This window comes from Pseudomonas sp. NFIX49 (genome assembly GCF_900115915.1).
GTDB classification, from domain to species: Bacteria; Pseudomonadota; Gammaproteobacteria; order Pseudomonadales; family Pseudomonadaceae; genus Aquipseudomonas; species Aquipseudomonas pharyngis.
In genome coordinates this window covers 476,681-496,160 of sequence record NZ_FOYE01000002.1, presented here as the reverse complement: position 1 = coordinate 496,160, position 19,480 = coordinate 476,681, and the positions used below count along the sequence as shown (strand labels likewise).

The 19,480-nt window shown below is 62.2% G+C and carries 15 protein-coding genes; 7 read left to right on the top strand and 8 right to left on the bottom strand.

Features of this window, described 5'->3' with window-relative positions:
- Positions 1–22 precede the first annotated feature (22 nt).
- The 4 genes from rnc to pdxJ all read left to right on the top strand — a co-directional run bounded on the left by rnc (position 23) and on the right by pdxJ (position 3,255).
- Positions 23–712, top strand: a complete 690-nt coding sequence (rnc, locus tag BMZ46_RS06750) for a ribonuclease III (protein WP_011332589.1) — start codon at positions 23–25, stop codon at positions 710–712.
- Entirely contained in the window at positions 705–1,607 is a 903-nt protein-coding gene (gene era / locus BMZ46_RS06745; protein ID WP_007957369.1) for a GTPase Era, read from the top strand. The genes rnc and era overlap by 8 nt, the downstream gene beginning before the upstream one ends.
- 167 nt (positions 1,608–1,774) lie before the next feature.
- Positions 1,775–2,464 (top strand): DNA repair protein RecO, encoded by a 690-nt coding sequence (gene recO, locus BMZ46_RS06740; RefSeq protein ID WP_039769514.1) that lies wholly within the window; start codon positions 1,775–1,777, stop codon positions 2,462–2,464.
- A gap of 47 nt (positions 2,465–2,511) precedes the next feature.
- Entirely contained in the window at positions 2,512–3,255 is a 744-nt protein-coding gene (pdxJ, locus tag BMZ46_RS06735; RefSeq protein WP_064382428.1) for a pyridoxine 5'-phosphate synthase, read from the top strand.
- A gap of 124 nt (positions 3,256–3,379) precedes the next feature.
- Here the strand turns inward: pdxJ and mltF are convergent, their stop codons facing one another.
- The gene (mltF, locus tag BMZ46_RS06730) at positions 3,380–4,840 is read right to left on the bottom strand and encodes a membrane-bound lytic murein transglycosylase MltF (RefSeq protein WP_011332593.1); all 1,461 of its coding nucleotides are present in this window, start codon (positions 4,838–4,840) and stop codon (positions 3,380–3,382) included.
- Between the two features lie 285 nt (positions 4,841–5,125).
- On the opposite strand from mltF, the gene purL reads away from it, so the two are divergent.
- Both purL and BMZ46_RS06720 read left to right on the top strand, forming a co-directional pair.
- Positions 5,126–9,022: a phosphoribosylformylglycinamidine synthase gene (gene purL, locus BMZ46_RS06725; protein ID WP_074691210.1), complete on the top strand. Its 3,897-nt coding sequence runs from the start codon at positions 5,126–5,128 to the stop codon at positions 9,020–9,022.
- 5 nt (positions 9,023–9,027) lie between these two features.
- The gene (locus BMZ46_RS06720) at positions 9,028–9,339 is read left to right on the top strand and encodes a YqfO family protein (RefSeq protein ID WP_074691212.1); all 312 of its coding nucleotides are present in this window, start codon (positions 9,028–9,030) and stop codon (positions 9,337–9,339) included.
- Between the two features lie 701 nt (positions 9,340–10,040).
- Here the strand turns inward: BMZ46_RS06720 and nagE are convergent.
- The 7 genes from nagE to BMZ46_RS06685 all read right to left on the bottom strand — a co-directional run bounded on the left by nagE (position 10,041) and on the right by BMZ46_RS06685 (position 18,700).
- On the bottom strand, positions 10,041–11,756 hold the full coding sequence (gene nagE / locus BMZ46_RS06715) for an N-acetylglucosamine-specific PTS transporter subunit IIBC (RefSeq protein ID WP_074691214.1): 1,716 nt from the start codon (positions 11,754–11,756) through the stop codon (positions 10,041–10,043).
- Between the two features lie 23 nt (positions 11,757–11,779).
- Positions 11,780–14,293, bottom strand: a complete 2,514-nt coding sequence (gene ptsP / locus BMZ46_RS06710; RefSeq protein WP_074691216.1) for a phosphoenolpyruvate--protein phosphotransferase — start codon at positions 14,291–14,293, stop codon at positions 11,780–11,782.
- Between the two features lie 35 nt (positions 14,294–14,328).
- The gene (locus BMZ46_RS06705; protein WP_092163858.1) at positions 14,329–15,351 is read right to left on the bottom strand and encodes an SIS domain-containing protein; all 1,023 of its coding nucleotides are present in this window, start codon (positions 15,349–15,351) and stop codon (positions 14,329–14,331) included.
- Positions 15,332–16,438, bottom strand: a complete 1,107-nt coding sequence (gene nagA / locus BMZ46_RS06700; protein ID WP_039769528.1) for an N-acetylglucosamine-6-phosphate deacetylase — start codon at positions 16,436–16,438, stop codon at positions 15,332–15,334. Before nagA ends, BMZ46_RS06705 begins: the two co-directional genes overlap by 20 nt.
- A 30-nt stretch (positions 16,439–16,468) precedes the next feature.
- Positions 16,469–17,200, bottom strand: a complete 732-nt coding sequence (locus BMZ46_RS06695) for a GntR family transcriptional regulator (RefSeq protein WP_039769530.1) — start codon at positions 17,198–17,200, stop codon at positions 16,469–16,471.
- A gap of 330 nt (positions 17,201–17,530) precedes the next feature.
- Positions 17,531–18,046, bottom strand: coding sequence for a L,D-transpeptidase family protein (locus BMZ46_RS06690; protein ID WP_074691218.1), 516 nt, complete (start codon positions 18,044–18,046; stop codon positions 17,531–17,533).
- A gap of 102 nt (positions 18,047–18,148) precedes the next feature.
- On the bottom strand, positions 18,149–18,700 hold the full coding sequence (locus tag BMZ46_RS06685; protein WP_039769534.1) for an NUDIX hydrolase: 552 nt from the start codon (positions 18,698–18,700) through the stop codon (positions 18,149–18,151).
- A gap of 147 nt (positions 18,701–18,847) precedes the next feature.
- Here BMZ46_RS06685 and BMZ46_RS06680 point away from each other — a divergent pair, with 147 nt between their 5' ends.
- Complete coding sequence (locus tag BMZ46_RS06680; RefSeq protein ID WP_039769535.1) at positions 18,848–19,447, top strand: CoA pyrophosphatase; 600 nt, start codon at positions 18,848–18,850, stop codon at positions 19,445–19,447.
- The last annotated feature ends 33 nt before the right edge of the window (positions 19,448–19,480 follow it).

Sequence of the window (19,480 nt, the reverse complement as noted above, 5' to 3'; positions counted from 1 at the left end):
ACGAACTCAGCGTGGGTAAACCGTGAGCGTTTCTCTAAGCCGTCTCGAGCGTCAGCTCGGTTACACCTTCAAAGACCAGGAACTGATGGTCCTGGCCCTTACGCACCGCAGCTTTGCCGGACGCAACAACGAGCGTCTGGAATTCCTCGGCGATGCGATCCTCAATTTTGTTGCCGGCGAAGCCTTGTTCGACCGTTTCCCGCTGGCGCGCGAAGGCCAGTTGTCGCGTTTGCGCGCACGACTGGTGAAAGGTGAGACGCTGGCGGTGCTGGCCCGCGGTTTCGATCTGGGCGATTACCTGCGTCTGGGGTCCGGCGAGTTGAAGAGCGGCGGTTTCCGTCGCGAGTCGATTCTGGCCGACGCCCTTGAAGCGCTGATCGGTGCGATCTACCTCGACGCCGGCATGGAAGTCGCCCGCGAACGTGTACTGGCCTGGCTGGCCGGCGAGTTCGAAGGCCTGACGCTGGTCGACACCAACAAGGATCCGAAGACCCGCCTGCAGGAATTCCTGCAATCGCGCGGCTGCGAATTGCCGCGTTATGAAGTGGTGGATATCCAGGGCGAGCCGCACTGCCGTACTTTCTTCGTCGAGTGCGAAGTTGTCCTATTGAATGAAAAAAGCCGGGGTCAGGGTGTGAGCCGTCGTATTGCCGAACAGGTAGCGGCCGCCGCAGCACTGATTGCCCTGGGTGTGGAGAATGGCAATGACTGATACAAACGCAACGCGCTGTGGCTATGTTGCCATCGTCGGCCGTCCCAACGTGGGCAAGTCCACGCTGCTGAACCACATCCTCGGCCAGAAGCTCGCGATCACCTCGCGCAAGCCGCAGACCACTCGCCACAACATGCTCGGGATCAAGACCGAAGGCGACGTGCAGGCGATCTACGTCGACACTCCCGGCATGCACAAGGGTGGCGAAAAGGCCCTGAACCGTTACATGAACAAGACTGCTTCGGCCGCGTTGAAAGACGTCGATGTGGTGATTTTCGTCGTTGACCGCACCAAGTGGACCGACGAAGACCAGATGGTGCTCGAGCGCGTGCAGTACGTGACCGGCCCGCTGATCGTCGCACTGAACAAGACCGACCGCATCGAAGACAAGGCCGAGCTGATGCCGCACCTGTCGTGGTTGCAGGAACAGCTGCCGAATGCGCAGATCATTCCGATCTCGGCGCAACACGGGCACAACCTCGACGCGCTGGAAAAGGTCATCGCCGACCATCTGCCGGAGAACGATCACTTCTTCCCGGAAGACCAGATCACCGACCGCAGCAGCCGCTTCCTCGCCGCCGAACTGGTCCGCGAGAAAATCATGCGCCAGCTCGGCGCCGAGCTGCCGTACCAGATCACCGTGGAAATCGAAGAGTTCAAGCAGCAGGGGGCGACGCTGCACATTCATGCGCTGATCCTCGTCGAGCGTGACGGCCAGAAGAAAATCATCATTGGCGACAAGGGCGAGCGCATCAAGCGCATCGGCACCGAGGCGCGCAAGGACATGGAGCTGCTGTTCGACTCCAAGATCATGCTCAACCTGTGGGTCAAGGTGAAGGGCGGCTGGTCCGACGACGAGCGTGCGCTGCGTTCGTTGGGTTACGGCGACCTGTAAGCGCTGATCCCGAGAACACCGATACCCACTGTGGGAGCGAGCCTGCTCGCGATAGCGGTATTTCAGTCGACATCCTTGTTGTCTGATACACCCTCATCGCGAGCAGGCTCGCTCCCACATTAGTTTTGGGTTTGTGTGTAAAACTGCGTTTCGTCATCGAGAACTCAATGTCGCAAAGCCCGCCTCCCGCCCAACCCGCCTACGTCCTCCACTCCCGCGCCTACCGCGAAACCAGCGCCTTGGTGGACTTCCTCACGCCACAAGGTCGGCTGCGGGCGGTGTTGCGCAGTGCACGGGGCAAGGCCGGGACATTGGCGCGGCCGTTCGTGCCGCTGGAAGTGGAGTTTCGCGGCAAGGGTGAGTTGAAGAACGTGGGGCGCATGGAGAGTGTCGGCAACGCCACGTGGATGGTCGGCGAGGCGCTGTTCAGCGGCCTGTATCTCAACGAACTGTTGATTCGCCTGTTGCCCGCCGAAGACCCACACCCGGCAGTATTCGATCATTACGCGGCGACCTTGCTGGCATTGGCCGAAGGCCGGCCGCTGGAGCCGCTGCTGCGTTCTTTCGAATGGCGGCTGCTCGACGACCTCGGTTACGGCTTCTCCCTGAACACCGACATCAACGACGAACCCATCGCTGCGGATGGCCTATACCGTTTGCAGGTGGATGCCGGGCTCGAACGGGTCTATCTGCTGCAACCCGGCCTGTTCAACGGCACCGAACTGCTGGCCATGGCCGAAGCCGACTGGTCGGCACCGGGCGCGCTGTCCGCCGCCAAGCGCTTGATGCGCCAAGCTTTGGCCGTGCATCTGGGCGGTCGTCCTCTCGTCAGTCGCGAGCTGTTTCGCAAGCCCTGATCTCGCCGTATGCTGTGCGCCGAATCTTTCCATTCAGGAGCGCATCCGTGACCACCAGCAATCGCATTCTTCTTGGCGTGAACATCGACCACGTCGCCACCCTGCGTCAGGCCCGGGGCACGCGCTATCCGGATCCGGTCAAGGCAGCGCTGGACGCGGAAGAGGCGGGCGCTGACGGCATCACCGTGCACCTGCGCGAAGACCGTCGGCACATTCAGGAGCGCGACGTGCTGCTGCTCAAGGATGTGCTGCAAACCCGCATGAACTTCGAAATGGGCGTCACCGAAGAGATGATGGCGTTCGCCGAGCGCATCCGTCCGGCGCACATCTGTCTGGTCCCGGAGACTCGTCAGGAGTTGACCACCGAAGGCGGTCTGGATGTGGCAGGGCAGGAAGAGCGGATCAGGGCGGCGGTCGAGCGTCTGTCGAAGATCGGCAGCGAGGTATCGCTGTTCATCGACGCCGACGAGCGGCAGATCGCTGCGTCGAAGCGCGTCGGCGCACCGGCCATCGAGCTGCACACCGGGCGTTACGCGGATGCCGAAACGCCGACCGAAGTGGCTGAAGAGCTCAAGCGTGTCGCGGACGGCGTAGCGTTCGGTCTGGCCCAGGGCCTGATCGTCAATGCCGGCCATGGCCTGCACTATCACAACGTCGAGGCGGTTGCCGCAATCAAGGGCATCAACGAGCTGAACATCGGTCACGCGCTGGTGGCGCACGCGTTGTTCGTAGGCTTCAAGTCTGCTGTCTCTGAAATGAAAGCGCTGATCCTGGCCGCCGCCAAGCACTAAGCCTCGACAAAAAAGCTGTGGGAGCGAGCCTGCTCGCGAAAGCGCTGTATCAGTCAACGATGATGACGGCTGACACGACGCCTTCGCGAGCGGGCTCGCTCCCACATTTATTTTGGGGTGTTTGTTACAACGGGGCGGGCTCTTGAGCCGGTTTCGACTTGTCGATCCCCGGCACATGCAGATTGCCCTCTGCCACCTGATCGCCTTCAAGCTGCGGCTGGGTCACCCAGGTGAGGATGTCGTAGTAGCGACGGATGTTCGCCACGAAATGCACCGGTTCGCCGCCCCGGGCATAGCCGTAGCGGGTCTTGCTGTACCACTGCTTCTGCGACAGGCGCGGCAGGATCTTTTTCACATCCAGCCACTTGTCCGGGTTCAACCCTTCCTTGGCCGCCAGTTTGCGTGCGTCATCCAGATGACCGCTGCCGACGTTGTAGGCCGCCAGAGCAAACCAGGTGCGATCCGGTTCCTGGATCGACTCGTCGAGCTGATCCTTCATGTAGGCCAGGTACTTGGCGCCGCCCATGATGCTCTGCTTCGGATCGAGGCGGTTGGACACGCCCATGGCCTGGGCAGTGTTCTGGGTCAGCATCATCAGCCCGCGCACGCCGGTCTTCGAGGTGACCGCCGGTTGCCACAGCGATTCCTGATAACCGATCGCCGCCAGCAGGCGCCAGTCGACTTTCTCTTTCTTGGCGTAGGCCTTGAAGTGCTGTTCGTATTTGGGCAGCCGCTGCTGCAAATGTTGGGCGAAGGTGGTGGCGCCCATGTAGCCGAGGACGTCGACGTGGCCGTAATAACGGTCTTTCAGACGTTGCAGGGTGCCGTTCTTCTGCACCTTGTCCAGATAACTGTTGATCTCGTTGAGCAGGCTGTTGTCTTCGCCGGCGGCCACGGCCCAGCTCTGGCTGCGCGCGTCGCCGAGGTCGAAGGCCACGCGGATGTTGGTGAAGTACACCTGGTTCATCGCCACTTCGTTGGAATCGACCAGGGTCAGGTCGATCTGACCTTCATCGACCATGCGTAGCAGGTCGACCACTTCAACGGCGTCGGACTCTTCGTACTGGATGCCAGGATATTTCTGTTTCAGCTCCGCCAGTTGTTCGGCGTGGGTGCTGCCCTTGAGCACCATGATCTTCTTGCCCACCAGATCGCCGGCGTCGGTGGGGCGTGACTGGCCGTTGCGATAGATGATCTGCGGGGTGACTTCGAGGTAGGAGCGGGAGAAGCGCACCTGCTTCTTGCGCTGTTCGCTGCTGACCAGGCCGGCGGCCGCCAGTACCGGACCGTTCGGCTTGCCGACCTGGTTGAACAGATCGTCGAGGTTGTCGGCGGTTTCAATCTTGAGCTCGACCCCCAAATCGTCGGCGAAGCGCTTCACCAGCTCGTATTCGAAGCCGGTTTCACCGCTGCGATCCTGAAAGTAGGTGGCGGGGCTGTTTCGGGTGACCACCCGCAGCACGCCATCCTCCTTTACGCGCTCGAGTGTGTTGGGTTTATCAACACAGCCACTGAGCATCAGGAAGAGTCCGGTAGCGATCAGCCATTTGGCGTATCGCGGACGCAAAGCCGTTGGGGAAAACATGTGCGCAGTATACGCAAAGGACAACGGGCGCCATATCTCGACAGTCGAGGGGTTGTCTGCTAGGCATCACAAAACCGCGCGAAACCCCGCAGAAACGGGCCCGAAAGGCATTTTGTGACAGAAAAAATAACCCGCCTTGCAACACCCGATAAATTTGACCCTCAAGGCAGGAACACCACTCGACATCCGGGTGCAACCGTGCGTAGCGTTTCGGGTGATGTTGAGGGCGGTTTAGGCTAGAATGCACGGCCTCAAAGCACACCCCTTCCCGAGGCTGTCCCGAAGATGTTGATCCTGCGCGGCGCTCCTGCCCTTTCTGCCTTTCGCCACAGCAAACTCCTTGAGCAACTGAGCCAGAAGGTTCCAGCTGTCAGTGGCCTGTATGCTGAATTCGCTCACTTCGCCGAAGTCACCGGCGTCCTGACCGGCGACGAACAGCAGGTGCTTGCGCGCCTTCTGAAGTACGGTCCAAGCGTTCCGGTTCAAGAGCCGACCGGTCGTCTGTTCCTGGTGTTGCCACGTTTCGGCACCATCTCGCCATGGTCGAGCAAGGCCAGCGACATCGCCCGCAACTGCGGCCTGAGCAAGATCCAGCGCCTGGAGCGCGGCATCGCGTTCTACGTCGCCGGCCAGTTCAGCGAAACCGAAGCGCAGCAGATTGCAGACGTACTGCATGACCGCATGACGCAGATCGTTCTGGCCAACCTCGAGCAGGCCGCCGGTCTGTTCAGCCACGCCGAACCGAAGCCGCTGACCGCCATCGACATCCTCGGCGGCGGTCGCGCCGCGCTGGAAAAAGCCAACGTCGAACTGGGCCTGGCCCTGGCCGAAGACGAGATCGACTACCTGGTCAACGCCTTCAACGGTCTCAAGCGCAACCCGCACGACATCGAACTGATGATGTTCGCCCAGGCCAACTCCGAGCACTGCCGCCACAAGATCTTCAACGCCAGTTGGGATATTGACGGCGAGAGCCAGGAAAAAAGCCTGTTCGGCATGATCAAGAACACCTATCAGATGCACAGCGAAGGCGTGCTGTCCGCTTACAAGGACAACGCCTCGGTGATCGTCGGCAACGTCGCCGGCCGCTTCTTCCCGGATCCGGAAACCCGCCAGTACGGCGCGGTGCAGGAGCCGGTGCACATCCTGATGAAGGTCGAAACCCACAACCACCCGACTGCGATCGCTCCGTTCCCGGGCGCGTCCACCGGTTCCGGTGGCGAGATCCGCGACGAAGGTGCAACCGGCCGTGGCGCCAAGCCGAAGGCCGGCCTGACCGGTTTCACCGTGTCGAACCTGCAGATCCCTGGCTTCGAACAGCCATGGGAAGTGCCGTACGGCAAGCCTGAGCGCATCGTCAACGCGCTGGACATCATGATCGAAGGCCCGCTGGGCGGCGCTGCGTTCAACAACGAATTCGGCCGTCCGGCCCTGACCGGTTACTTCCGTACCTTCGAACAGTCGATCACCACCCCGCACGGTGACGAGGTTCGCGGTTACCACAAGCCGATCATGCTGGCTGGCGGCATGGGCAACATCCGTGAAGAACACGTCAAGAAAGGCGAGATCGTTGTCGGCTCCAAGCTGATCGTGCTCGGCGGCCCGGCGATGCTGATCGGCCTGGGCGGCGGCGCTGCTTCCTCCATGGCCACCGGCACCAGCTCGGCGGATCTGGACTTCGCTTCGGTTCAGCGTGAAAACCCTGAAATGGAACGTCGCTGCCAGGAAGTCATCGACCGTTGCTGGCAGCTGGGTGACAAGAACCCGATCAGCTTCATCCACGACGTGGGTGCGGGCGGTCTGTCCAACGCCTTCCCGGAACTGGTCAACGACGGCGACCGTGGTGGCCGTTTCGAACTGCGCAACATTCCGAACGACGAACCGGGCATGGCCCCGCACGAAATCTGGTCCAACGAATCCCAGGAACGTTACGTTCTGGCGGTCGGCCCGGCCGACTTCGAGCGCTTCAAGGCGATCTGCGAACGTGAGCGTTGCCCGTTTGCCGTTGTCGGTGAAGCCACCGCCGAGCCGCAACTGACCGTGACCGACAGCCACTTCGGCAACAACCCGGTGGACATGCCACTGGAAGTGTTGCTGGGCAAGGCCCCGCGCATGCATCGTTCGGTGGTTCGCGAAGCCGAGCTGGGCGATGACTTCGATCCGTCGAACCTCGACATCGGCGAAAGCATCGAGCGCGTTCTGCACCACCCGGCCGTGGCAAGCAAAAGCTTCCTGATCACCATCGGCGACCGCACCATCACCGGCCTCGTGGCCCGTGACCAGATGGTCGGCCCTTGGCAGGTTCCGGTGGCCGACGTGGCCGTCACCGCCACCAGTTTCGACGTCTACACCGGTGAAGCGATGGCGATGGGCGAGCGCACTCCGCTGGCGCTGCTGGATGCGCCGGCGTCGGGCCGCATGGCCATCGGCGAAACCCTGACCAACATTGCCGCTTCGCGCATCAACAAGCTCTCCGACATCAAACTGTCGGCGAACTGGATGTCCGCTGCCGGCCACCCGGGCGAAGACGCGCGTCTGTACGACACCGTGAAAGCGGTCGGCATGGAACTGTGCCCTGAGCTGGGCCTGACCATTCCGGTTGGCAAGGACTCGATGTCCATGGCCACCCGCTGGAACGACAACGGCGAAGACAAGACCGTCACCTCGCCAATGTCCCTGATCGTGACCGGTTTCGCGCCAGTGGCTGACATCCGTCAGACCCTGACTCCGGAACTGCGCATGGACAAGGGCACCACCGACCTGATCCTGATCGACCTCGGTCGCGGCCAGAACCGCATGGGCGCCTCGATCCTCGCGCAGGTTCACGGCAAGCTCGGCAAGCAGGCTCCGGACGTCGACGACGCCGAAGACCTGAAAGCGTTCTTCGCCGTGATCCAGGGCCTCAACGCCGACGGTCACCTGCTGGCTTACCACGACCGTTCCGACGGTGGTCTGCTGACTTCCGTGGTGGAAATGGCCTTTGCGGGTCACTGCGGTCTGAGCCTGAACCTGGACAGCGTTGCCGAAAGCTCCGCTGAAATCGCCGCCATCCTGTTCAACGAAGAACTGGGTGCCGTGATCCAGGTTCGCCAGGACGCCACCCCGGACATCCTCGCCCAATTCAGCGCTGCCGGTCTGGGCGACTGCGTGTCGGTGATCGGTCAACCGATCAACAACGGCCAGATCAACATCACCTTCAACGGTGACACCGTGTTCGAAGGCCAGCGTCGTCTGCTGCAACGTCAGTGGGCCGAGACCAGCTACCAGATCCAGCGTCTGCGCGACAACGCCGACTGCGCCGAGCAAGAGTTCGATGCGCTGCTGGAAGAAGACAACCCGGGCCTGAGCGTCAAGCTGAGCTACGACGTCAACCAGGACATCGCCGCGCCTTACATCAAGAAAGGCATTCGCCCACAGGTTGCCGTGCTGCGTGAGCAGGGCGTCAACGGTCAGGTGGAAATGGCGGCAGCGTTCGACCGCGCCGGTTTCAATGCGATCGACGTGCACATGAGCGACATTCTGGCCGGCCGCGTCGACCTGAACGAGTTCAAGGGTCTGGTGGCCTGCGGTGGTTTCTCCTACGGCGACGTTCTCGGCGCCGGTGAGGGCTGGGCCAAGTCCGCACTGTTCAACAGCCGTGCCCGCGATGCGTTCCAGGGCTTCTTCGAACGTAACGACAGCTTCACCCTCGGCGTGTGCAACGGTTGCCAGATGATGTCCAACCTGCACGAGCTGATCCCGGGCAGCGAGTTCTGGCCGCACTTCGTGCGCAACCGCTCCGAGCAGTTCGAAGCGCGCGTGGCGATGGTACAGGTTCAAGAGTCGAACTCGATCTTCCTGCAGGGCATGGCCGGTTCGCGCATGCCGATCGCCATCGCTCACGGTGAAGGCCATGCCGAATTCGAAAGCGAAGAGGCACTGCTGGAAGCCGATCTGTCGGGTTGCGTGGCGATGCGTTTCGTCGACAACCACGGCAAGGTCACCGAAGCTTACCCTGCCAACCCGAACGGTTCGCCGCGCGGGATCACCGGCCTCACCAGCCGCGACGGTCGCGTGACGATCATGATGCCGCACCCGGAGCGTGTGTTCCGTGCCGTGCAGAACTCGTGGCGTTCGGAAGACTGGAACGAAGACGCACCCTGGATGCGTATGTTCCGTAACGCTCGTGTGTGGGTGAACTAAGCGCTGTGTACAAGCTCGCGTTTTTTGTTCCCGACAGCCATGTCGAGGTGGTCAAGGATGCTGTGTTCGCTGCCGGTGGTGGGCGGATTGGTGACTATGACCACTGTGCGTGGCAGGTGCTTGGTACGGGTCAGTTTCGGCCTCTGGACGGGAGTCAGCCGTTCATTGGTCAGGCTGGGCAGGTTGAGCGGGTCGAGGAGTGGAAGGTTGAGCTTGTCGTTGGCGATGAGTTGATTCGCTCGGTAGTGGCGGCTCTTAAGTTGAGCCATCCCTATGAGACGCCGGCTTATGAAGTGTGGCGGTTGGAGGATTTTTGATCTTCCTTGGCTGCTGATACGGGAAACCCGCTGGGAGTGATTTCAGCGGGTTTTTTGGTTTTTGGGATTGAGTGAATATCCGTTGCTTCGGGTGTTGCCACTGGCGGTTTCGCCCTTACGGCGAGTCACTTTTTTCAAACGCCCGGAATGCCGGCCCAGAAAAAAGTAACCAAAAACGCTGGGCCCCCGGCGTTCGGCACCTCGCTTTGGCTCGGTGTTCCTTCGTTCCGGGATTCATCCGGGGGCATCGCCTACGGTTTGCTTCGCTGCACCTCCTCTCGATGCATGCGGCTTCGCCGCACGGTCGCTGCGCTCCCACCCCCGGATAAATCCCTCCACTCAGCCTGCCGATGGGGCCGGCACGTCAAAGCCTTACTCGAGCTAACGCTCATCGTGTTGAGTGGTGGGGAGCGAAAGCAGAAGCGGAAGCAGGAAGCAGGAAGCAGGAAGCAGGAAGCAGAAGGTAACTTTGTACTGCTTGATCGTTCCCACGCTCCGCGTGGGAATGCAGCCTGGGACGCTCCGCGTTCCATTTTCGAATGTTTAAAGATGTGTGGGTTTTACCGAATCTTCCCATTTGGTTTTAGCTTGCCCCTCGGAAGCTCCGGTCCTGCGGTGGTTGCTTCAAATGAAACAGGAAACCCGGCCTGGGCCGGGTCTCTTGTTTGTAATCGCTTAAAGTCAAAACTGGATGGCGACCATCAGACTTTTGCACTCACCTCACTCCGATTAACCAACCCCTCCAACGCCGCACTCAGGCTCTGCGCCCGATCCCCCACCAGCAAGTGCCATACGCCATCTTCCAGCGCGCTCACACCCAGACATCCAAGTTCTTTCAATCGGCTTTCCGACAGCGCTTTGCCATCGGCCAGTTGCAGGCGGATCCGGCTCATGGCGATGCAGTCGAGTTGCAGCACGTTGTCGCTGCCGCCCAGGGCGCTCAGCCATTGCTGGACCTGGGGTGCGGCTATAGCAACGGGCTCGCTGGTTTCGACGACGGCGACAGGAGCAGTCGCTGCGGCTCGGCCCAATGCGGGCATCGCCAGGCGGATTTCGTCGGCAATGCTGTCGGCCATCGGCCCGACGACCACCTGCAGACTGCCGCCCTTGCCCGGACGTACCACGGCCATTGCACCCAGTGCTTTCAAATCGGCATCGGAGGCTTTGTTGCGATCGACCATTTCCAGTCGCAGCCGCGTGGTGCACGCGCCGACGGTGACCAGATTCTCGGCACCTCCCAAGGCTTTGATGTACGCAGCGGCGCGCTCGTTTTCTGTCAGCACGGATTTCTCGGCAGCGGTCACGTCTTCACGTCCCGGCGTTTTCAGATTGAAACGGCGGATACAGAAGTCGAACACCGCGTAATAGATGACGGCATAAACCAGTCCCACCGGCACCACCAGCCAGCCGTTGGTGGAGCGTCCCCAACCCAGCACCATGTCGATGAAACCGCCGGAGAAGGTGAAGCCGAGGTGAATGTTCAGCGCATTGGTAATCGCCATCGACAACCCGGTCAGCAACGCATGCACCAGATACAGCAGCGGCGCCAGAAACATGAAGGCAAATTCGATGGGCTCGGTCACCCCGGTCAGGAAAGAAGTCAGGGCCATCGACAGGAAGATCCCGCCCATGACCTTACGGCGTTCCGGCAGGGCGTTGCGGTACATCGCCAGGCACGCGGCCGGCAGGCCGAAGATCATCATCGGGAACATGCCGGTCATGAACTGGCCGCCCTTGGGATCGCCGGCGAAGTAACGCGACAGATCGCCAGTGACCAGAGCACCGGTGGTCGGGTCGGTGAAGTTGCCGAACACGAACCACGCCATGTTGTTGAGGATATGGTGCAGGCCGGTGACGATCAGCAGGCGGTTGAACACGCCGAAGACGAAGGCGCCGAAGCTGCCGCTTTCCATCATCAGGCTGCCGAAGCTGTTGATGCCTTGCTGGATCGGCGGCCAGATGTAGCCGAACACCACGCCCAGACCGACCGCCGCGAACCCGGTGACGATCGGCACAAAACGCCGACCACCGAAGAAGGCGAGGTACTCCGGCAGTTTGATGTCCTTGAAGCGGTTGTACAGCGCGCCGGCCATCAGGCCGCTGACGATCCCGGCGAGCATGCCCATGTTGATGCTGGCGTCGAGCACCTTGAGGGTGGAGATCATCACCAGGTAGCCGATCACTCCGGCGAGGCCGGCGGTGCCGTTGTTGTCACGGGCGAAGCCGACCGCGATGCCGATGGCGAAGATCATTGCCAGGTTGGCGAAGATCACCTGGCCGGCGTCGTGGATGATCGCGATGTTCAGCAGGTCAGTGTCGCCCAGGCGCAGCAGCAGGCCGGCGATCGGCAGGATCGCGATCGGCAGCATCAGCGCGCGGCCGAGGCGTTGCAGGCCTTCGATGAAGAGTTGGTACATGGCGTTTGTCCTTGTTGTTTTTGTTAGCGCAGAGGCCAATGTTGATGACAGGCATGACGCACCGCGGCGGCGCTGCTCAGCTTGAGCAAGTCCCGGGCGAGGCGTTGGCATTCGGCTTCGTGCAACTGGCGCACGCGGTCCTTGATTTCGCCGATCTGTACCGGGCTTACCGACAACTCAGTCACGCCCAGGCCGATCAACACCGGCGTCGCCAGCGGGTCGGAAGCCAGGGCGCCGCACACACCGACCCAGCGTTTATGCACCGCCGCGCCTTCGCAGGTCATGGCGATCAGGCGCAGCAGCGCCGGGTGCAAGGCATCGACCCGTGCGGCGAGGCCGGCGTGGTCGCGGTCCATGGCCAGGGTGTATTGCGACAGGTCGTTGGTGCCGATGGACAGGAAGTCGGCGTGCTCGGCCAGTTGTTCGGCTTGCAGGGCGGCGGCCGGGACTTCGATCATCACGCCGATTTCCGGACGTTGATTGATGCCCAGTTCCAGACACAGCGCATCGACCCGCTGGCGGATGTGCAGCAGTTCGTCGACCTCGGTGACCATCGGCAGCAGGATCCGGCAGCGCTGCAGCGGGCTGACTTGCAGCAGTGCGCACAGTTGCTGGTCGAGGATTTCCGGGCGGGCCTGGGCCAGGCGAATGCCGCGCAGGCCGAGTACCGGGTTGGCTTCGACCGGCAGCGGCAGGTAGTCGAGTTGTTTGTCGCCACCGACGTCGATGGTGCGGATGATCACCGACTTGTCGCCCATGGCATCGATCACCGCTTGATAGGCGGCGCGTTGTTCTTCGACGTCCGGCGCAGTGTGGCGATCGACGAACAGGAACTCGGTGCGCAACAGGCCGACGCCGTCGGCGCCGTTGGCAAACGCATCCGCCGCTTCGTGGCTGGAGGCGACGTTGGCGACCACTTCGATGGATACGCCGTTGCGGGTTTCGGCCGGCAGATGGGCCTGGGCCTGCTGGGCGTCGCGCCGTTGTTGACGGTCGATTTGCGCCTGCTGCACTTCGGCCAGACGCTCGGCATTCGGCGTCAGCTCGAGGCGACCGCCGTCGGCGTCGAGGACCACCGACAGGCCTTGCGCTTGATCGAGCAGCGCCGAGCCCAGTGCGACCACGCACGGCAGGCCTTTGCCCCGAGCCAGAATCGCCACGTGGGAAGTCGCGCCACCTTCGGCCATGCACAAACCGGCGACGCCTTGCGCGCTCAGTTGCAGCAGGTCCGACGGCGTCAGTTCGTGGGCGGCGACGATGGCGCCGGTCGGCACGTCGTAATGCCAGGCTTCGCCGAGCAGGGCGCGCAGCACTCGTTGCCTGAGGTCGCGCAGATCGTTGGCGCGCTCGGCCAGCAGTGGGCTGCCGGTGTTTTGCAGCACTTGGCATTGCGCATCGATGGACTGGCTCCAGGCGTGGGTCGCCGCCGTGCCGGTTTCAATCGATTGCTGGGCGGCGTCGAGCAAGGCCGGGTCTTCCAGCAAGGCCAGGTGCGCGGCGAAGATCGCTTCTTCGTCGGCATTGCGCTGTTTTTTCGCCTGGGCGAGGGTGCCGTCGATTTCGCTGCGAACCTGATTCAGCGCGGTGTCGAGAATCTGTAGTTGATGTTCGGGCTGATGATTGCCGCTGTCGGCCGGCAGGCTGATCGCGTTCAGACGAAACAGCGGCCCGCCGACCAGGCCCGGTGCGGCGCACACACCGTGCAACACGCCAGCCTCTGCCGGGCGATTGCGTGGAGCGGCGGCAACCGGTGCGGCGGCATGATGGTCTTCGGGCAGTGCGGTGGCCAGCGCAGTGAGCAAGGCTTGCAGCGCAGCCTGTGCGTCCGGGCCCTGGCAACTGACTTGCACTTCGTCCTGCTCGCCAATCGCCAGGCCCATCAAGCCGATGAGGCTGTTGCACGATGCCGACTTGCCGGCGAAATGCAGCTGCGATTGGCTCTTGAACCCTTGCGCGGTCTGGCGGATCAACGCCGCCGGGCGCGCATGCAGACCGCCGCGATGGGCAACCTGCACGTGACCGAGAACTTCCGGGCCGCCGAGTTCTTCTGCATTCGCCGCTGTGCTGTGACGAGCGACGATGTGCAGCAGCGGCTCGCCGACCTTCACCGTTTTCAGGGTGATGGGGCGCGCCTGGAAATCCTGGCTGTTGGTCAGGATCAGCAGGCTGACCAGGCTTTTGCACTGGCGGCCGACCTTGTCCAGGTCATAGCGCAGCAGCGGCTGGCCATTGCTGACCCGCGCGCCTTCCTTGACCAGCATCGAGAAGCCTTCACCTTGCAATTCCACTGTGTCCAGACCGAGGTGCAGCAACAGCTCGGCGCCGTTGTCAGCGCGCACGGTCAGCGCATGGCCGGTGCGGGCGACGTGGATCACCACCCCGGCGCAGGGCGAATACAGGGTGTCGTTCAGCGGATCGATGGCAATGCCGTCGCCCATCGCGCCGCTGGCGAACACCGCGTCCGGAACGTTGGCGAGCGTGAGCACCGGGCCGCTGAGCGGGGCGCTTAAAGTCAGCTCTTTATTGTTGTTGTGCATGGCTCGGTCTCATCAGGAAAACGTTCGGTTCGGACTCAGTGCGTACGGGTGACTTTGCTCAGGTGTCGCGGCTGATCCGGGTCCATGCCACGGGCCACGGCCAGACCGGCCGCCATCACGTAGAAACTCTGGATCGCCAGGATCGGATCGAGGGCCGGGTGTTCGGCACGGCTGAGGGTTAGGTCGCGTTCGCTCACGTCATCCGGCGCGGCCAGCAGCACGCGGGCGCCGCGCTGACGCATCTCGGCTGCCAGGCTCAGCAAGCCGGCCTGTTCGGCACCGCGTGGGGCGAAGACCAGCAGCGGGTAGTGCTCGTCGATCAGGGCCATCGGGCCGTGACGGACTTCGGCGCTGCTGAAGGCTTCGGCCTGGATCGCCGAGGTTTCCTTGAATTTCAGCGCGGCTTCCTGGGCAATGGCGAAACCGGCGCCACGGCCGATCACCATCAAACGCTCGCAATCGCGCAGGGCGTCGATGGCCAGGCTCCAGTCCTGTTGCGCGGCTTCGCGCAGGCCTTCGGGCAGAGCGTTGTGCGCTTCCAGCAATTCGGCGTCTTCTTTCCAGTGGGCGATCAGACGGGCGCTGGCGCTGAGGGTGGCGATGAAACTCTTGGTCGCGGCGACGCTGCTTTCGGTGCCGGCCAGCAATGGCAGGCTGAATTCGCACGCAGCCTCCAGCGGCGAATCGGCGGCGTTGACCATCGACACACTGAGCGCGCCACGTTTGCGCAGCAGGCGCAGGCTGTTGACCAGATCCGGGCTCTGCCCCGATTGGGAAAACGCGAACGCAACCTGACCGCTGACCTTCAACGGCGCCTGTTGCATGGTCACCACCGACATCGGCAGCGACGCCACCGGAACCCCCAGTTGCTGCATGGTCAGGTAGGCGAAGTAGCTCGCCGCATGGTCGGAGCTGCCTCGGGCGACGGTCATTGCCACTTGCGGCGGCTGACGGCGCAGGCGCCCGGCGATCTCGATCATTTGCGGGTCGAGCTGCTGCAGTTGGGCTTGCACGGCCTCGAACGAGGACAGCGCCTCCTCAAGCATTTTTGAAGTCAATGTCTTCTCCTTCGACCATGACGGCGGTCAGTGTGAGTGAGCGATCCAGCCGCACGCAGTCGGCCCAGGCGCCAGGTGCAAGGCGCCCGCGTTCGGTGATGCCGAGGTAGTCGGCGGGGAATTGCGAAAGACGCTGTGAGGCCTCGGCGATCGGCAGACCGATTTTCACCAGATTGCGCAGGGCCTGATCCATGGTCAGGGTGCTGCCGGCCAGCGTGCCGTCGGGCAGGCGCACGCCGCCCAGGCATTTGGTGACGGTGTGGCTGCCGAGCTTGTACTCGCCGTCGGGCATGCCGGCGGCGGCGGTCGAGTCGGTCACGCAGTACAGGCACGGAATCGAACGCAGGGCCACGCGGATCGCGCCGGGGTGCACGTGCAGCAAATCCGGAATCAGCTCGGCGAATGTGGCGTGGGCGAGGGCGGCGCCGACGATGCCCGGCTCGCGGTGATGCAGCGGGCTCATGGCGTTGTACAAGTGGGTGAAACTGGTGGCGCCGGCTTCGAGGGCGGCGACGCCTTCCTCGTAACTGCCGAGGGTGTGGCCGATCTGCATGCGGATGCCACGGCTGCTGAGTTCACGAATCAAGCCGTCATGGCCGGCGATTTCCGGGGCGATGGTGATCACGCGGATCGGTGCTAGCGCCAGATAGTCTTCGACTTCGGCCATCAACGCGGTGTGGGCGAAGTTCGGCTGGGCGCCGAGTTTTCCGGGATTGATGTAGGGGCCTTCGAGGTGAACGCCGAGGACCCGGGCGGCGCCATTCGGACGCTGTTCGCAGAAGGTTCCGACGTCCTTCAACACGCTGGAGATTTCGGCACTCGGCGCGGTCATGGTGGTGGCCAGCAGCGAGGTGGTGCCGAAGCGCACGTGGGTCTTGGTGATGGTCTCGAACGCGCTGGCGCCTTCCATGATGTCCTTGCCGCCACCGCCGTGGACGTGCAGGTCGATGAAACCCGGCAGCAGATACGGCAAGTCATTGGTCGCCGGATCGCAAGGCGCGCCTTCGATCGACACGACTCTGCCGTGTTCGTGGATCAGCCGGCCGCGAATCCAGCCGCCAGCGGTGAGGATGTTGTCTTCAGACATTTCGCTTCTCTCGTTTGGCCTGGCTGCTGATCAGCGGCGAAGCTCTGCAACAAAGTCGTAGTAGTCGTTGCGGCAATAGGTGTCGGTGACTTCGATCGGCGTGTTGTCTTCCAGGTAGCCGACCCGGGTCATCAGCAGCATCGCGGTGCCGGGGGCGATGCCGACCAGTGCGGCGAACTCGTCCGAGGCATTGATGGCCTGGATGTGCTGTAGGGCGCGCACGATCGGTTTGCCGATGCTGTCGAGGTGTTCGTAGAGGGAATCGCCCACCACCTGTGGCTTGGGCATGATCGAGGCGGGCAGGGTGCTCATCTCGATGGCCATCACGGTGTCGTCGGCCTTGCGCAGGCGTTTCATGCGCGCGACCTTGTCGTTCGGTGATAGGCCGAGGCGGATCAGTTCTTCGTGGGTGGGCAGGGTGATTTCCCGTTCCAGCCATTGCGAGCTGGGTACGAAGCCCTTGAGGCGCAGCATTTCGCTGAAACCCGACAAGCGTGACAGCGGTTGTTCCAGGCGTGGGGTGATGAAGGTGCCGGAACCTTGCAGGCGGCGGATCAAACCTTGGTCGAGCAGGACTTCCAATGCCTTGCGCGCGGTCACTCGGGAAATCCCCAGCAGTTCGCTGAGATTGCGCTCCGACGGCATCGCCTGTTCGGCTTTCCACTGGCCGGCATGGATCGCCGCTTCCAGGTTGCGCGCCAGTTGCAGGTATAGCGGCGTCGGCTGGGAGTCGTCGGGGCGTAGGGCGTGGAGGTCGTTCATGTAAGGCATTTCCGGCGCTGATGTAGGATTGTTGTCGCTCGGTTGTCGGGCGAAAACTAATACCACTTGCATACCATGTCAACGCGTCGGAAATGCCTGTAGGCCTATGGGTTCGAGGGTTTCAAGGTGGGTGGTTTCAAGTGGTATTAGAGGTGGACTGTAAAACGCAAAAGATCGCAGTCTGCGGCCGTTCTGGCGGGTGAAAGTGGTATCACCGTTCAGGCCTGGCCGCAGGCTGCGATCTTTTGAATTTATTTTTTACGGGCGACCAATGGTCAGGAGAAAGGGCCGCATCGCGGCCCGCAGAGAGCTGGCACCCTGGTGAAAGAATCAGGGGCGGATTTCGATCATCGTGCCATCCGGCACCAGGTTCCAGACTTCGCGCATGTCGATGTTGCGCATGGCGATGCAGCCGTCGGTCCAGTCGAGGGTGTGGAACAGTTGTTCCGGGGTGTCCTCGGAGTCGGGTGTGCCATGGATCATGATCATTCCGCCAGGCTCGACGCCTTCGCGCCGTGCGCGGGCGGAGTCGCTGATGTTCGGGTAGGAAATGTGCATCGACAGGTTGAACTTGTCGCTGGTCTTGCGCCAGTCGATCCAATAGAAACCTTCCGGTGTGCGTTTGTCGCCTTCAATCAGTTTCGGGCCTTTTTTCGCCCCTTTGCCCAAGGAAATACGATAGCTCTTGAGTGGCTTGCCGCCGGCTATGAGCTGCAGTTGATGAGCCGATTTGAGCACCAGTACTTTTTCGATGAATGGGGTGTTCGAAGGCGTCACGGTGGTCACGAATGACGCTTGGGAGGCGGTGACGAATGACAGGTAGAACAGGGCAAGCAACCAGCGCATTGAAACGATTCCCCGGAAATGAAGCAGATACTTTATTTATAGATAGTGTGCAGGCGCTGTCGCGGGCTGCGTTAGCCGGTTATCGGCCGGCCGCCGCCGAAATCAAGTGATGGCCGGTTGAGCGAGCGGCGGGATCGATTCGGAGCGAACCGGATAGACCTCGACGCGCCGGTCAGCGAAGAAGCATTCCAGAGTACGGCCCACCGTGCGGAAAGCCAGCTCGTCCCAGGGAATGTCTTTCTCGTCGAACAATTGCACTTCCAGGCTTTCGGGTCCGGCGGCGAAGTCCAGATCCGCCAGCTCGGCGCGGAAAAACACATGCACCTGACTGATGTGCGGCACGTCGATCAGGGTGTAGATGCTCAGGTTGCGCACCCGGGCGCAGGCTTCCTCGGCGGTTTCGCGGATGGCGGCCTGTTCGATGGTCTCGCCGTTCTCCATGAAACCGGCAGGCAGGGTCCAGTAACCGAGGCGTGGCTCGATGGCGCGGCGACACAGCAGGACCTTGGTGCCCCAGGTCGGTACACAACCGGCCACGATATTGGGGTTCTGGTAGTGAATCGTCTGACAGCTGTCGCAGACGAATCGCAGCCGCGAGTCGCCTTCGGGAATGCGCTGGGTCACCGGGTTGCCGCACTGGCTGCAAAATTTCATGCTGGGGTTCCTGAATGCTGCGCCTATCTTGGCGTGCAGCGGTGTCAGTCGGCAAGTTGTCGTTTCGCGACATGACCCCCGTTCGGGGGTTGGGCGGTCGCAATGATTGGTGCATGATGCAGGGTAAGGCACCGATCGAGAACACTTATGCTGGACGAGCTACTGCACCGGGTAAGCAATCACACGCCGCGCACGCTGGAGACCGACACGCGTTTCCCCGAGGCCGCTGTCCTGGTGCCGATTACTCGCAGTGACGAACCCGAACTTGTCCTCACCCTGCGGGCCAGCGGCCTTTCGACCCACGGCGGCGAAGTCGCCTTCCCCGGTGGACGACGGGATCCGGAAGACCCGGACCTGGTGTTTACCGCTCTGCGTGAAGCCGAAGAGGAAATCGGCCTGCCGCCGGGACTGGTCGAAGTGATCGGTCCGCTCAGCCCGCTGATTTCCCTGCATGGCATCAAGGTCACTCCGTATGTCGGGGTGATTCCCGATTTTGTCGAATACCAGGCCAATGATGCCGAGATCGCTGCGGTGTTCAGTGTGCCGCTGGAGTTCTTCCGCAAGGATCCGCGCGAACACACCCACCGCATCGACTATCAGGGTCGCAGTTGGTACGTGCCGAGCTATCGTTACGGCGAATACAAGATCTGGGGGCTGACGGCAATCATGATCGTCGAGTTGATCAACCTGCTCTATGACGCCAGAATCAGCCTGCATCAACCGCCCAAAAGCTTCATCAATACCTGAAGCCATCGTTCGAACGGCCAGCCATCGTGAGCC

Excerpts from the sequence above, each read along its gene's own strand:
- era (WP_007957369.1), top strand. The coding sequence starts at position 705 with ATGACTGATACAAACGCAACGCGCTGTGGCTATGTTGCCATCGTCGGC.
- recO (WP_039769514.1), top strand. The coding sequence starts at position 1,775 with ATGTCGCAAAGCCCGCCTCCCGCCCAACCCGCCTACGTCCTCCACTCC.
- mltF (WP_011332593.1), bottom strand. The coding sequence starts at position 4,840 with ATGTTTTCCCCAACGGCTTTGCGTCCGCGATACGCCAAATGGCTGATC.
- purL (WP_074691210.1), top strand. The coding sequence starts at position 5,126 with ATGTTGATCCTGCGCGGCGCTCCTGCCCTTTCTGCCTTTCGCCACAGC.
- nagE (WP_074691214.1), bottom strand. The coding sequence starts at position 11,756 with ATGTACCAACTCTTCATCGAAGGCCTGCAACGCCTCGGCCGCGCGCTG.
- ptsP (WP_074691216.1), bottom strand. The coding sequence starts at position 14,293 with ATGCACAACAACAATAAAGAGCTGACTTTAAGCGCCCCGCTCAGCGGC.
- nagA (WP_039769528.1), bottom strand. The coding sequence starts at position 16,438 with ATGTCTGAAGACAACATCCTCACCGCTGGCGGCTGGATTCGCGGCCGG.
- BMZ46_RS06695 (WP_039769530.1), bottom strand. The coding sequence starts at position 17,200 with ATGAACGACCTCCACGCCCTACGCCCCGACGACTCCCAGCCGACGCCG.
- BMZ46_RS06690 (WP_074691218.1), bottom strand. The coding sequence starts at position 18,046 with ATGCGCTGGTTGCTTGCCCTGTTCTACCTGTCATTCGTCACCGCCTCC.
- BMZ46_RS06685 (WP_039769534.1), bottom strand. The coding sequence starts at position 18,700 with ATGAAATTTTGCAGCCAGTGCGGCAACCCGGTGACCCAGCGCATTCCC.
- BMZ46_RS06680 (WP_039769535.1), top strand. The coding sequence starts at position 18,848 with ATGCTGGACGAGCTACTGCACCGGGTAAGCAATCACACGCCGCGCACG.